Annotated in this window: 12 protein-coding genes and 1 tRNA gene; 4 read left to right on the top strand and 9 right to left on the bottom strand. The window is 74.1% G+C overall.

Features of this window, described 5'->3' with window-relative positions; all coding sequences use genetic code 11:
• The 6 genes from folE to KMZ30_RS13295 all read right to left on the bottom strand — a co-directional run bounded on the left by folE (position 1) and on the right by KMZ30_RS13295 (position 6,986).
• Positions 1 to 600 (bottom strand): GTP cyclohydrolase I FolE, encoded by a 600-nt coding sequence (folE, locus tag KMZ30_RS13270; protein WP_215513480.1) that lies wholly within the window; start codon positions 598 to 600, stop codon positions 1 to 3.
• Between the two features lie 13 nt (positions 601 to 613).
• Entirely contained in the window at positions 614 to 2,713 is a 2,100-nt protein-coding gene (gene ftsH / locus KMZ30_RS13275) for an ATP-dependent zinc metalloprotease FtsH (protein ID WP_215513436.1), read from the bottom strand.
• Positions 2,714 to 2,872: 159 nt separating this feature from the next.
• Positions 2,873 to 3,424, bottom strand: coding sequence for a hypoxanthine phosphoribosyltransferase (gene hpt, locus KMZ30_RS13280; RefSeq protein WP_215513437.1), 552 nt, complete (start codon positions 3,422 to 3,424; stop codon positions 2,873 to 2,875).
• Positions 3,425 to 3,460: 36 nt separating this feature from the next.
• Positions 3,461 to 4,456, bottom strand: a complete 996-nt coding sequence (gene tilS / locus KMZ30_RS13285) for a tRNA lysidine(34) synthetase TilS (RefSeq protein ID WP_215513438.1) — start codon at positions 4,454 to 4,456, stop codon at positions 3,461 to 3,463.
• Positions 4,457 to 4,466: 10 nt separating this feature from the next.
• Positions 4,467 to 5,507: an Rv3626c family coenzyme F420 biosynthesis-associated protein gene (locus tag KMZ30_RS13290; RefSeq protein ID WP_215513439.1), complete on the bottom strand. Its 1,041-nt coding sequence runs from the start codon at positions 5,505 to 5,507 to the stop codon at positions 4,467 to 4,469.
• Between the two features lie 21 nt (positions 5,508 to 5,528).
• On the bottom strand, positions 5,529 to 6,986 hold the full coding sequence (locus KMZ30_RS13295; protein WP_215513440.1) for a D-alanyl-D-alanine carboxypeptidase/D-alanyl-D-alanine-endopeptidase: 1,458 nt from the start codon (positions 6,984 to 6,986) through the stop codon (positions 5,529 to 5,531).
• Between the two features lie 84 nt (positions 6,987 to 7,070).
• On the opposite strand from KMZ30_RS13295, the gene KMZ30_RS13300 reads away from it, so the two are divergent.
• Positions 7,071 to 7,703 carry an inorganic diphosphatase gene (locus KMZ30_RS13300; RefSeq protein ID WP_215513441.1) on the top strand — a complete coding sequence of 211 codons (633 nt, stop codon included), beginning with the start codon at positions 7,071 to 7,073 and terminating at the stop codon, positions 7,701 to 7,703.
• Between the two features lie 83 nt (positions 7,704 to 7,786).
• On the opposite strand, the gene KMZ30_RS13305 is transcribed toward KMZ30_RS13300, so the two are convergent.
• From KMZ30_RS13305 to KMZ30_RS13315, 3 genes are all read right to left on the bottom strand, one after another.
• Entirely contained in the window at positions 7,787 to 8,284 is a 498-nt protein-coding gene (locus KMZ30_RS13305; RefSeq protein ID WP_215513442.1) for a DUF427 domain-containing protein, read from the bottom strand.
• A 201-nt stretch (positions 8,285 to 8,485) separates the two neighbouring features.
• Positions 8,486 to 8,562 (bottom strand) — tRNA-Thr (locus KMZ30_RS13310).
• Positions 8,563 to 8,744: 182 nt separating this feature from the next.
• Positions 8,745 to 10,292, bottom strand: coding sequence for an alpha/beta hydrolase (locus KMZ30_RS13315; RefSeq protein ID WP_215513443.1), 1,548 nt, complete (start codon positions 10,290 to 10,292; stop codon positions 8,745 to 8,747).
• Positions 10,293 to 10,429: 137 nt separating this feature from the next.
• On the opposite strand from KMZ30_RS13315, the gene KMZ30_RS13320 reads away from it, so the two are divergent.
• The 3 genes from KMZ30_RS13320 to KMZ30_RS13330 are packed head-to-tail and all read left to right on the top strand — an operon-like array spanning position 10,430 to position 11,942.
• Positions 10,430 to 10,780: a type VII secretion target gene (locus KMZ30_RS13320; protein ID WP_215513444.1), complete on the top strand. Its 351-nt coding sequence runs from the start codon at positions 10,430 to 10,432 to the stop codon at positions 10,778 to 10,780.
• On the top strand, positions 10,780 to 11,541 hold the full coding sequence (locus tag KMZ30_RS13325) for a hypothetical protein (RefSeq protein ID WP_215513445.1): 762 nt from the start codon (positions 10,780 to 10,782) through the stop codon (positions 11,539 to 11,541). The genes KMZ30_RS13320 and KMZ30_RS13325 overlap by 1 nt, the downstream gene beginning before the upstream one ends.
• Positions 11,538 to 11,942, top strand: coding sequence for a hypothetical protein (locus KMZ30_RS13330; protein ID WP_215513446.1), 405 nt, complete (start codon positions 11,538 to 11,540; stop codon positions 11,940 to 11,942). Before KMZ30_RS13325 ends, KMZ30_RS13330 begins: the two co-directional genes overlap by 4 nt.
• The last annotated feature ends 15 nt before the right edge of the window (positions 11,943 to 11,957 follow it).

An 11,957-nucleotide genomic window follows, 5' to 3' on the forward strand; every position in this document is an offset into this window, starting at 1 on the left:
TCACCGCTTCCCGCCGAGCAGCAGCGACATCGCCTCTGCCCGCGTGGCCACGTCGCGCAGCTGCCCGCGCACCGCGGAGGTGATCGTCCGCGAGCCCGGCTTCTGCACGCCGCGCATCGACATGCACAGGTGCTCCGCCTCGATGACGACGATGACGCCCTGCACCCCGAGGTGCTCGACGAGCGCGTCGGCGACCTGGGTCGTGATCTGCTCCTGCACCTGCGGGCGCCGGGCGTAGACCTCGACGAGCCGGCCGAGCTTCGACAGGCCCGTCACGCGGCCGTCGGTGCCGGGGATGTACCCGATGTGCGCGACGCCGTGGAAGGGCAGGAGGTGGTGCTCGCACGTCGAGTACATCGGGATGTCCCGGACGATGACGAGCTCCTCGTGCTCGATCGGGAACGTCGCCGACAGCACCTCGGCGGGGTCCTGCCACAGGCCGGCGTACAGCTCGTGCGCGGCCTTGGCCACCCGCTTCGGGGTGTCGAGCAGGCCGTCGCGGTCCGGGTCCTCGCCGATGGCGTAGAGGAACTCCCGGACCGCGGCCTCGGCGCGCGCGACGTCGACCGGAGGTCGGGTCGTGCCGGTGCCCTGCGTCATGACGACCTCCTGGTCAGGGTTCGACACGCCCACCCTCCGGCACCTCGACGGTCTCGGACGCGGGGTGCTCCGAGGGTCCGGCACCGTCCTGCGCCCGGGCGTCGATGGCGGCCTCGGTGGCCGGGTCGCCGGGGGTGACCACGGCGCCGTGGGGGGCGCCGGAGCCGTTGGCGCGCCCGGCGAGGGCGGCCTCCTCGGCCGGCGTGAGGACCGGCGGGATGTCGGACAGGGTGCGGTGCTCGCTCGAGAGCCACAGCGGGCGACGCGGCCGCTTGTGGATGTCCTCGAAGATCGTCGCGAGCTCGGCCGCGTTGAGCGTCTCCTTCTCGAGGAGCTCGAGGACGAGGCGGTCGAGGATGTGGCGGTTGTCGTTGACGACGTGCCACGCCTCGTCGTGCGCGGAGTCGATGAGCTTGCGCACCTCCTCGTCGACGACCGCGGCGACCTGCTCGGAGTAGTCGCGCTGGTGGCCCATGTCGCGGCCGAGGAACGGCTCGCCCTGGCTCTGGCCGAGCTTGATCGCGCCGACGCGCTCGCTCATCCCGAACTCGGTGACCATCTTGCGGGCCATCGCCGTGGCCTTCTCGATGTCGTTCGCGGCGCCGGTGGTCGGGTCGTGGAAGATGATCTCCTCCGCGACGCGGCCGCCGAGGGCGTAGGCCAGCTGGTCGAGGATCTCGTTGCGGGTCGTCGAGTACTTGTCGTCGACCGGCATGACCATCGTGTAGCCGAGGGCGCGGCCGCGCGGCAGGATCGTCACCTTGGTCACGGGGTCGAGGTGGTTCATCCCCGCCGCGACGAGGGCGTGGCCACCCTCGTGGTAGGCCGTGATCTTGCGCTCCTTGGCCGACATGATGCGCGTGCGCTTCTGCGGGCCGGCGATGACGCGGTCGATGGCCTCGTCGAGGACCTCGTCGTCGATGAGCTTCTTGTCGCCGCGCGCGGTGAGCAGCGCCGCCTCGTTGAGGACATTGGCGAGGTCGGCACCGGTCATGCCGGGGGTGCGGCGCGCGACGGCGAGGAGGTCGACGTTCGCGGCCATCGGCTTGCCCGCCGCGTGCACCTGGAGGATGCGGTGGCGGCCGATCATGTCGGGGTTCTCGACGGCGATCTGGCGGTCGAAGCGGCCCGGGCGCAGCAGCGCGGGGTCGAGGATGTCGGGGCGGTTGGTCGCCGCGATGAGGATGACGTTGGTCTTGACGTCGAAGCCGTCCATCTCGACGAGCAGCTGGTTGAGCGTCTGCTCGCGCTCGTCGTGCCCGCCGCCGAGGCCCGCGCCGCGGTGGCGGCCGACGGCGTCGATCTCGTCGACGAAGACGATGGCCGGGGCGTTGGCCTTGGCCTGCTCGAAGAGGTCGCGGACACGGCTGGCGCCGACACCGACGAACATCTCGACGAAGTCCGAGCCGGAGATCGAGTAGAACGGCACGCCCGCCTCGCCGGCGACGGCGCGCGCGAGGAGGGTCTTGCCGGTTCCGGGCTGGCCGTAGAGCAGCACGCCCTTGGGGATCTTCGCGCCGACCGCGAGGAACTTGGCCGGCTCGCGGAGGAACTCGACGATCTCGTGGAGCTCCTCGACGGCCTCGTCGGCGCCGGCGACGTCGGCGAAGGTGACCTTGGGGGTGTCCTTCGTCGCGAGCTTGGCGCGGGACTTGCCGAACTGCATGACACGCGAGCCGCCGCCCTGGGCCTGGGTCATGAGGAACCAGAAGAGGCCGACGAGCAGGAGCACGGGGAAGAAGCTGATGAACAGGGTCCAGAAGGCGCTGTCGCCCTCGACCTTGTCGTCGTAGCCGTCGGGGAGGTTGGACTTGAGCTCGGCGACGAGGTCCGCGGCGCGGGCGTCGACGTACTCGGCCCGCACCTGCGTGGCGCCCGAGATCTTCTTCTCGGGGTCGGAGAAGGTCTGGCCGCTCCTGAGGTCGAGGGTGAGCACGTTGTCGGTGCTCATGACCGCCGACTCGACCTTCTTGTCGGTGATGAGCTTCTCGGCCTGGGCCGTCGTGATCGTCGTGTAGCCCCCGTTCCCACCGACGGTGAAGACGAGGAGGAGGAGCACGAGGGCGGCGAGCACCCAGAACACCGGGGCCCGGAGAATGCGTTTGAAGTCCATCTGGTCGCGGGGCGCGGGGCCCCACCCTCCTGGTGCTCGTCGAGAGTGGCCCGGGCGGTCCGTCCGGGACTGGTACACGCTAGCAACGAGCCCGTCCGCGCTCGTGTTCCGCCGTCGAACCCGGACCCGGTCGGTCACGGGTCGGCGGCGGGCGCGGGGTCAGCTGTAGACGTGCGGGGCGAGCGTGCCGACGACGCGCAGGCCGCGGTAGGCCTCCGCGTAGTCGAGGCCGTAGCCGACGACGAACTCGTTGGGGATGTCGAAGCCGACCCACTTGACGTCGACCTCGACCTTGGCGGCCTCGGGCTTGCGCAGGAGGGTGCAGATCTCGACCGAGGCGGGGCTGCGCGACTCGAGGTTGGACTTGATCCACGACAGCGTGAGACCGGAGTCGACGATGTCCTCGACGATGAGCACGTGGCGGCCGCTGATGTCGGTGTCGAGGTCCTTGAGGATGCGGACCACGCCGCTGCTCTTGGTCCCCGAGCCGTACGACGAGACGGCCATCCAGTCGACGGGCGCGGTCATCGGCAGCGCGCGCATGAGGTCGGCCATGACCATGACGGCGCCCTTGAGGACCCCGACGAGGAGGAGGTCCTTGTCCGCGTACTCGTCGGCGATGAGACCGGCCAGCTCCTCGAGCTTGGCGTGGATCTCGTCCTCGGTGATGAGGACTCGTTCGAGGTCGGCTCCCATGTGGGCAGCGTCCACGTCGGCTCCTGGTGAAGGGGATGGGTGGGTCGCGCCCTATTCAACCCGAGCGGGGGGACCGATGGACACCCGGCCGTCGGCCCGCTGCACCCGCAGGTCCCCCGGCGTGTGGACGGCGCCCTGCCCACGCCAGTGCGTCAGGAGCCGGTCGCACGCGTCGACGTGACGCGACGAGACCTGCCCGGCCGGGGCGCCGGCGGCGACGAGGAGCCGCCGCCAGACCCGGGTGCGGACGGCGCGCGGCAGGGTCGCGAGCGCCTCGACGGCCCACGGGCCGGGCCCGAGGGCCGCGGCCGCCTCGTCGGCGAGGGCGTCGAGGTGGTCGGCGTCCTCGCGCAGCCGGTCGGCGCTGCGGGCCAGCGCCGCGACGAGCCCGGGGCCGAGGTCGGACTCGAGGTCGCGCAGGGCGCGGCGGGCCCGGACCCGGGCGAAGGCCGGGTCCTCGTTCATCGGGTCCTCCCACCACGCGAGGCCCTCGGCCGTGCAGGCGGCGCGGGTCTGCTCCCGGGTGAGGCCGAGCAGCGGCCGGCGGTAGGGCCCGCGGGCGGCGGGCATCCCGGCGAGGCTGCGCGCGCCGGAGCCCCGGGCCAGGCCGAGGAGCACCTGCTCGGCCTGGTCGTCGCGGGTGTGGCCGAGGAGGACCAGGCGCGCCCCGTGGTGGCGCACGGCGTCGTCGAGGACGCGGTAGCGGGCCCGGCGGGCCATCGCCTCGAGCCCGTCCGGGCCGTCGGCCACCACCCACGTCGAGGCGACGGACACCGGGTCGAGCCCGAGCGAGCGCAGGCGCGCACCGGCCTCCTCGGCGACCTCGCGCGAGCCCTCCCGGAGGCCGTGGTCGACGACGACGGCCCCGACCCGCAGGCCGGCCCGCTCGCCCTCGAACCGGGCGGCGTCGGCGAGGGCCGTCGAGTCGGCTCCTCCGCTGCAGGCGACGAGGACGAGGTCGCCGGGGCCGCACTCCGCCAGCGTGCCGCGCACGGCCGAGCGCACCGCGGCGACCGCCCGGTGCGGGCGGCCCCACGCGCGCGCCATCGGGGTGCCCTCAGGCGTGGACGCGGCGGACCCAGGCGGCGGGGTCGGCGATCTCCTGCGGCAGCGGGAGGGTCTCGGGCGAGGTCCACACGGCGTTGAAGCCGTCGACGCCCACCTGCTCCTGCACCCCGCGGACGAACGCGGCGCCGTCGCGGTACTGGCGCATCTTGGCCTCGAGGCCGAGCAGGCGGCGCAGCAGCCGGTCCGGTGCCCCGGAGCCGCGCCGGCGGGCCGTGAAGCGCGAGCGGATCTCGGCGACGGTCGGGATGTGCGCCGGGCCCACGTCGTCCATGACGACGTCGGCGTGCCCCTCGAGGAGCGACATGACGGCGGTGACCCGGGCCAGCTGCTCGCGCTGCTCGGGGGTCGCGAAGAGCTCGGTGATGCCGGTGCCGCCCTCGGAGAAGACCTCGGGCAGGCGCTCGGTGACGCGCGAGACGATCTCCTGGACGCGCTCGGAGTCGGGCGCGAGGTCGACCGCGAGGCGCCGCGCCTGCGCGACGAGGTGGTCGCGCAGCCACGGGTTGGCCGTGAACTGCACGCGGTGGGTCTCCTCGTGCATGCAGACCCAGGCCCGGAAGTCGGCGGCGTCGACCCCGAGCTCGCGGGCCGTGGCGACGAGGTTGGGGGCGACGAGCAGCAGCGCCGGGGTGCCCCCGGGGGCGATGTCGTACTGGCCGAGCACCTTGCTCGCCATGAACGCGAGGAGCGCCCCGGCCTCGGCGCCGGTCACCTTGCCACCGATGGCCTGCGCGGTCGCGCCGGGGGTCACGCCGCGCTTGCCGACGATCGCGTCGACCGCGGGGTCGAGCAGCGCGGACATCGAGTCGGCGTTGACGGCGATCCACGTCGCTCGGTCCACGACGAGGGCGTCGGGCGCGTCGGCGGGGGTGTGCATCCGCGCGGTCTCGGCCACCGGCTGCCGGGCCGCCCGCGCCGCGGCACGGATGGCCTCGACCTCGGCCCGCGCCTGCGCCGGTGACACCACGGGACCGGCCGGCACGAGCGTGCGGCCGGTGCTCTTCGCGAACTCCCAGTCGACGTATCCCACGGGCTCAGCCTCTCATCCGGGTCAGCCGGATCCGCCGTCGCAGCCGCACCGGGTCACGGCGGCCACGACGCGGTCCATCGCCGCGCGGGCGCGCAGCGTGCCGTCGTAGGTGCGGGGGAAGCCGTCGACCTGGACGACGAAGGTCAGGGGCCGGCCGTCGGCATCGACGGTCGTGCCCGCCAGCGACGAGCCGGCCCGCAGGGTGCCGGTCTTGGCGCGCGGCACGCCCAGCACGTCGCGCGTCGCGTCCGCCGAGAAGCGGTGCACCAGCGTGCCCGACAGGCCCGAGACGGGCAGCCCGGCGACGACCCCGCGCAGCTGGGCGGGCTCGCCCCGCACCGCGAGACCGAGGACCGCCGAGAGCGTCGCGGGCGCCACGGCCTGCCCGGGGCTCAGGCCGCTCGCGTCCTCGAGGCGCATCCCGGCGGTGGGGACGTCGGCGGCCTCGAGTCGCGCCCGGACGAGGTCGGCGTTGGCGTCCGCGTCCTCGGTCGGCCGACCGAGCGTCGCGGCGGCCTGCCGGACGAGGCTCTCGGCGAGCGAGTTGTCGCTCTCGGCGAGCGCCAGCCCGAGCAGCTCGCCGTAGGTGGCGGACTCGACCGTGCCGAGGGCGATCGCGTCGGCGGGGGCCGGCCGCGACCACGTCGAGGTCGGGCGCAGGCGGGCCGTGACCCCCTCGGCGCGCAGCCGCTGGACGAGGGTGCGGGCGACGACGTCCTCGGGCCGGTCGGGCGCCGGCCGGGCGGGGGTCGCGCGGGTCGTCGTGAGCCCGGTCATGACGACCGGCCCGGCGAAGCCGTCGCGGACGTCGTTCGGGTTCCACGTCGGGGGCACCCGGGGCCCGGGCGCGAAGGAGGTGTCGAGGCGCAGGGTCACGTCGGTGCGCCCGTCGGCCACCAGCGTGCGGGCCACCCGGCGGGCGAGGTCGGCCAGTCCGGCACGGCCGGCGACGGCGTCGGCGTCCCCGCGACCGGGCGCGAGCAGCATGTCGCCGCGCACGACGAGCACGAGGTCGCGCGAGCCCGGGGCGGCGACGACGCTCGTCGGGACGCGCTCGGAGAGGTCGAGGGTGTCGGCGACGGCGAAGGCCGCGAGGAGCTTGGCGGTGGAGGCCGGCGGGCGCGGGGTGCCGGGTGCGCGCGACCACAGCTCCTCCCCGGTCACGCCGTCCCGGATGCTCACGCCGAGGCCCTTCCGCAGCGCCGGGTCGTCGGAGGCCCCGGCGACGGCGGCGGCCAGCCCGGCGGCCGAGGGCACCGGGGCGCTCGTCCCGTCGGTCCCCGCCGGGGACGGTGCGACGGTGGGCAGCAGCGCGACCGCGTCGTCGCCGTCGGCGCTCCCGGCCGGGGTCGGGGCGAGGGCGACCGGGCGGTCCAGGGTGAGCACGCCGGGAACCACGTCGTACACGTCGGCGGCCACGTAGCCGGCGCCGCCGAGGAGGACGAGGGCGCTCGCGCCGGCGAGCATGACACGTCTCACCCGGCCTCCCTTCGTCCCCTGGGCCCTCCATGCGCCAGACTGTCGGACGAGCCTAGGTCACGCAGCAGAGGGAGTCTTTCCACCGTGGAGTTCGACGTCACCATCGAGATCCCCAAGGGTCACCGCAACAAGTACGAGGTCGACCACGAGACGGGGCGCATCCGGCTGGACCGGATGCTGTTCACCGCGATGGCGTACCCGTCGGACTACGGGTACATCGAGGACACCCTCGGCGAGGACGGCGACCCGCTCGACGCGCTGGTGCTCCTCGACGAGCCGACCTTCCCCGGCTGCATCGTCCGGGCCCGCCCGATCGGCATGTTCCACATGCGCGACGAGGCCGGCGGCGACGACAAGATCCTCTGCATCCCCGCGGGCGACCCGCGCCGCAGCCACGTCACCGAGCTCGAGCACGTCAACGAGTTCGAGCGCCTCGAGATCCAGCACTTCTTCGAGACCTACAAGGACCTCGAGCCCGGCAAGTCCGTCGAGGGCGCCCACTGGGCCGGCCGCGACGAGGCCGAGCAGTGCATCACCGAGGCCCTCCAGCGCGCCAAGGCCGCCGGCCTGACGACCGCCCGCTGGCGGATGCCGGCGCACCACGAGGTGCCGGTCGAGGCCGTCACCTCCGCGCACACCCCCGAGGAGATGCAGGCGGCCGCCGAGAAGGCGCGCGCCGAGCTCGCGACCAAGGACCAGCCGCTCAGCGACGACTGACCGACGACGACACCGGACCCCCGGCGCACCGACGCGGTGCGACCGGGGGTCCGTCGTCTCCCGGGGCTGGTGGCGGTCCGGGCTCACCATCCCCAGGTGCCGGGTCCGCCCTTGAACGGCCCGACGACGCGGCTGGTCACCCATCCCCCGTAGAAGCCGCCCTCCTGCGGGGTGACGACCTCGCCGGCCACGACGCAGCGGTCCATCGCGGCGGGCATGACGGCGACGTGGTCGACGAGCGTCGCGAAGCCGGGGTTGGGGTGCGGGTAGGTCCACGCGGCGGACTCGGCGACCTCGCGGCGGCCGAGCACGTCGAAGTAGACGGCCTCGCCCTTCCACTCGCAGTACGACGAGCCGTGCGCCCGCCGTAGCGCGCCCTCGGTGAAGTCCTCGCGCGGCAGGTAGTAGGTCGGGGGGTGGCTCGTCTCGAGGACGCGCAGGGTGCGGGTGGAGCGGGCGACGAGGACACCGCCGAACCAGACCTCGACCGGCTCGTCGCTCGGCTCGACCGCCGGCGGGCGCGGGTAGTCCCACACCGACTCCTGGCCGGGGGCGGTGGGCAGCGGCACGGGTCTGGTCATCTCGCCACGCTATGCCCGGCGCCGCGCCCCTGACCCGCCGTTGGCCGACGTTCGACAGCCCCCGCCCCGCACCTCCCGACTTCTTGCGAGTTCCGCCGGTCGACCCGCCCGTGGACGGGGTGTCGAGCGGCGGAACTCGCAATCAGTGGGGTCGGAGACGTGCGAAGGCCCCCTCGACGCGGGGTCGAGGGGGCCTTCGGGTGGAGCCGCCTATCGGAATCGAACCGATGACCTATTCATTACGAGTGAATCGCTCTGGCCGACTGAGCTAAGGCGGCGTGCGCACGCGGCGGACCGGGCGCGCCGGACGAGTATATGGACATCGGCGCGGCGATCGCGAATCGACCCGGGCGACACCCGCCCGGCCCGCTCCCCCGGGCTGCCTCGGTCGCGCCCTACGCCGCAGTAGGTGTCGCCAGGACGACACGTACTGCGGTGTAGCCCGCGACGAGGGAGCGGGTCAGCAGCGCAGGCCGTCCTTGGGGAGCTTCCCGTCGACGTACCAGCCGTCGACCGCGTCGTCGACGCACGAGTTCGAGCGCGTGTAGGCGGTGTGCCCGTCGCCGTCGAACGAGATGAGCGAGGCCTTCGCCAGCTGGTCGCGCAGACGCACCGACCACTCGTACGGCGTCGCGGGGTCGCGGGTCGTGCCGATGACGACGATCGGCTCGGCGCCCTCGGCCCGGACCTCGTGCGGCTCGTTCGTCGGCTCGAACGGCCACGACCCGCACGGCAGGGAGCTCCACGCGAGGTAGCGACCCCACGTCGGCGCCTTCTCGGCGGCGGCGTCGGCGAGCGCCTGGTGCTCGGGGACGGAGTCGGACTCCGGCTTGTCGAGGCAGTTGACCGCGTAGATGACCTCCATGATGTTGCCCGCGTAGCCGCCGCCCGGGTTTCGGTCGGCGTACTGGTCCGCGAGCTGCATCAGGGCGGTGCCGTCACCGTCGACGGCGTCGGTCATCGCGTCGACGAGGGTCCGCCACGCGCCCTGGTCGTACATCGCGGCCGCGATGCCGAGGGAGGCCCAGCCCTCGGTCAGCGCCGGCACCGAGCCGTCGCCGGTCTTCGGCAGCGGGGTGGCGTCGACGTCGGCGAGGAAGGCGCGCAACCCCTCCATCACGGCGTCGACCGAGTCACCGAGGGGGCAGTCGCCCTCCGAGACGCAGTACTGCGCCCAGGCCCGGGTCGCGCGCTCGAAGCCCTCGGCCTGGCCGAGGTTGATCTCGGCGGAGGTGAGGTCGGGGGCGACGACGCCGTCGAGGACGAAGCGGCCGACCTGCTGCGGGAAGAGCTCGGCGTAGGTGGCCCCGAGGTAGGTGCCGTACGACTTGCCGAGGTAGGTCAGCTTCTCCTCGCCGAGCGCGGCGCGCAGCACGTCCATGTCGCGCGCGGCGTCCTTGGTCGAGACGTGGGCGAGCAGGGGGCCGGCGTTCTTGGCGCAGGACGCGGCGAACCCGGCCGCGCCGGCGGCGAACTGCTGCTCCTCGCCGGCGTCGTCCGGCGTCGGGTCGGCCCCGAGGAAGGCGTCGAGCCCGGCGTCGGAGAGGCAGTCGATGGGCGAGGAGCGCGCGACGCCCCGCGGGTCGAACCCGACGACGTCGTAGCGGTTGCGGACGTCCTTGCCGACGATGAAGTCCGCGGCGCGCGCGTAGTCGACCCCCGAGCCGCCCGGTCCGCCCGGGTTGACGACGAGCGAGCCGAGGCGCTGGCCCGACTTCTTCGCGGGGACCCGCAGCACGGAGATCTCGATCGTCGCCCCGGTCGGCTGCGCGTAGTCGACGGGCACCGTCAGCTGGGCGCACTCGGCGCCGGAGCACCCCGTCCAGGCGAGCTGCTGCGAGTAGAACCGGTCCAGCCCCTGCGTGCCCGGTGGCGGCGTCTGGGGGCTCACCGACACCGAGGGCCGGGCGCTCCCCTGGCCGCGCAGGCCGTCGACGACCGAGCAGCCGGCGAGGGCGGTGGACACGGCGACGGCGCCCGCGACGAGGGCGAGGCGGCGCGGGGTCATGGGCGCACCCTAGGCGAGCAGCATGGGAGCCTTCTCGCCGGGGAGGTCACGAATCGGCCGCAACCGGGGAGTCCTGCCCATTGCCGCCCCCTCCCCTCCGGGGCAGGGTGGGGCACCGACGACGAGGAGGGGTGTCCATGACGCACCGGGACGAGAGCAGCGCGAGCAGCCCGCGGGACGAGAGGTTCCGGGTCCACCCGGCGCGGCTGCGCGAGGCCGCGACCGAGTTCGGGGGGCTCGGCGACGACGCCACCGAGGCGATGTCCTACGCCTCGCGGTGGGTCGACTTCGACCCCTCCGGCGGCGCGGTCTTCGAGCGCTTCGTCGACGTGACGACGGGGATGGACACCGGCGTCCGGGACCTCATGGCCGACATCGAGCGGGCGATGAGCGGCACGGCGGCGGCGCTGCTCGCGTCGGCCGAGCGCTACGAGTCCCTCGACGCCGCCGCGGCCCAGCGCCTCGACACGAGCTACTGGGGTCACTGATGGTCAACGCGACCACCGGTGGGGGCGGGTACAACCCCGCGAGCTGGCTGTACGAACCCGTTCCCGCGGAGGCGATCCCGTCGACCTTCGACGCGGCGCTGGGGATGGCGGACTGGCTCTCGCTCGGGCACTGGGCCCTCGTCGTCCTCGACAAGGCCGACGGGGGCTTCGACCTGCAGGAGAAGGCGCAGACGTGGCTCGCCGGCGACTGGCAGCGGGTCGCCACCTCCGCCGCCGCGATGCGCAACCTCAAGGGCTTCTGCGAGAGCATGTCCGGCGCCGTCGACTCCGCGTCCGCCGTGCTCGACCAGCACTGGGACGGCAACGCCTGGCGGGACGCCCAGGCCACGATGGTCAGCCACAGCGTGGCGCTCGAGAAGGCCGCCGGGATGCTCGAGATCGCGGCCAAGGGCTACGACGACGTCGCGAACGGTCTCTACGGCGTCGCGAAGGACGTCGGCAACGTCGTCCAGACCCTCATCGACCTGCTCATCGCCGCGGGCATCAGCGCGGCCGCGACGGCCGGCGGCTCGTGGACGCTCGTCGGCGGGGCCATCGGCGCCGCCGCCACCTACTGGGGCATCACCGAGATCATCTCGAACATCCAGAAGATCATCGGCCTCATCGAGGGCGCGATGACCATCGTCGACGTCCTCGTCGACACGGTCTCCGCGACGATGGGGTCGGCCGGCGACTGGCACCTCGTCGACATCCCGGACGCCTTCGACAACAACGTCGCCCCGTCGGGGGCCCGGTCGTGAGCGCCGAGGGGCGCACCGACGGTCCGCCGCTGCTGCCGGGCGGCACCCTGCCGGGCCCTCTGCAGACCCACCTGCGCCGTTCGCTCGAGGTCCTGCGCGACCGGGCCGACGACGCCGGTGTGCGGCGCCGCATCGAGGACGTCCTCGCCGGGCGCGCCGCCCTGCGCGACCTCGCCGGTGACGACGGGTTCAGCGCGTTCGCGGCACCCCTCGTCGAGCAGGGGCTGCGCCGCCTGGACGAGCTCGGGCCGCAGGAGCGCGAGCAGCTGGCGCTGGACGCCGCCGCCCTGGGCCGGGGCGAGGTCCCGCCCCACCTGCGCGAGGACGGGGACGCGAGCGCGGTGGGTCCCGCCCGGGACGACCGTCCGCCGGCCCCGCCGAGGTCACCCGGCACCTGGTGAGCCGCGGGCGCGCGC

It is taken from the genome of Phycicoccus mangrovi (genome assembly GCF_018729305.1).
Taxonomy (GTDB): Bacteria; Actinomycetota; Actinomycetes; order Actinomycetales; family Dermatophilaceae; genus Phycicoccus; species Phycicoccus jejuensis.

What these genes read in the sequence shown, in the direction of transcription:
- folE (WP_215513480.1), bottom strand. Translation starts at nt 600, where the DNA reads ATGACGCAGGGCACCGGCACGACCCGACCTCCGGTCGACGTCGCGCGC.
- ftsH (WP_215513436.1), bottom strand. Translation starts at nt 2,713, where the DNA reads ATGGACTTCAAACGCATTCTCCGGGCCCCGGTGTTCTGGGTGCTCGCC.
- tilS (WP_215513438.1), bottom strand. Translation starts at nt 4,456, where the DNA reads ATGGCGCGCGCGTGGGGCCGCCCGCACCGGGCGGTCGCCGCGGTGCGC.
- KMZ30_RS13305 (WP_215513442.1), bottom strand. Translation starts at nt 8,284, where the DNA reads ATGACCAGACCCGTGCCGCTGCCCACCGCCCCCGGCCAGGAGTCGGTG.
- KMZ30_RS13315 (WP_215513443.1), bottom strand. Translation starts at nt 10,292, where the DNA reads ATGACCCCGCGCCGCCTCGCCCTCGTCGCGGGCGCCGTCGCCGTGTCC.
- KMZ30_RS13320 (WP_215513444.1), top strand. Translation starts at nt 10,430, where the DNA reads ATGACGCACCGGGACGAGAGCAGCGCGAGCAGCCCGCGGGACGAGAGG.
- KMZ30_RS13325 (WP_215513445.1), top strand. Translation starts at nt 10,780, where the DNA reads ATGGTCAACGCGACCACCGGTGGGGGCGGGTACAACCCCGCGAGCTGG.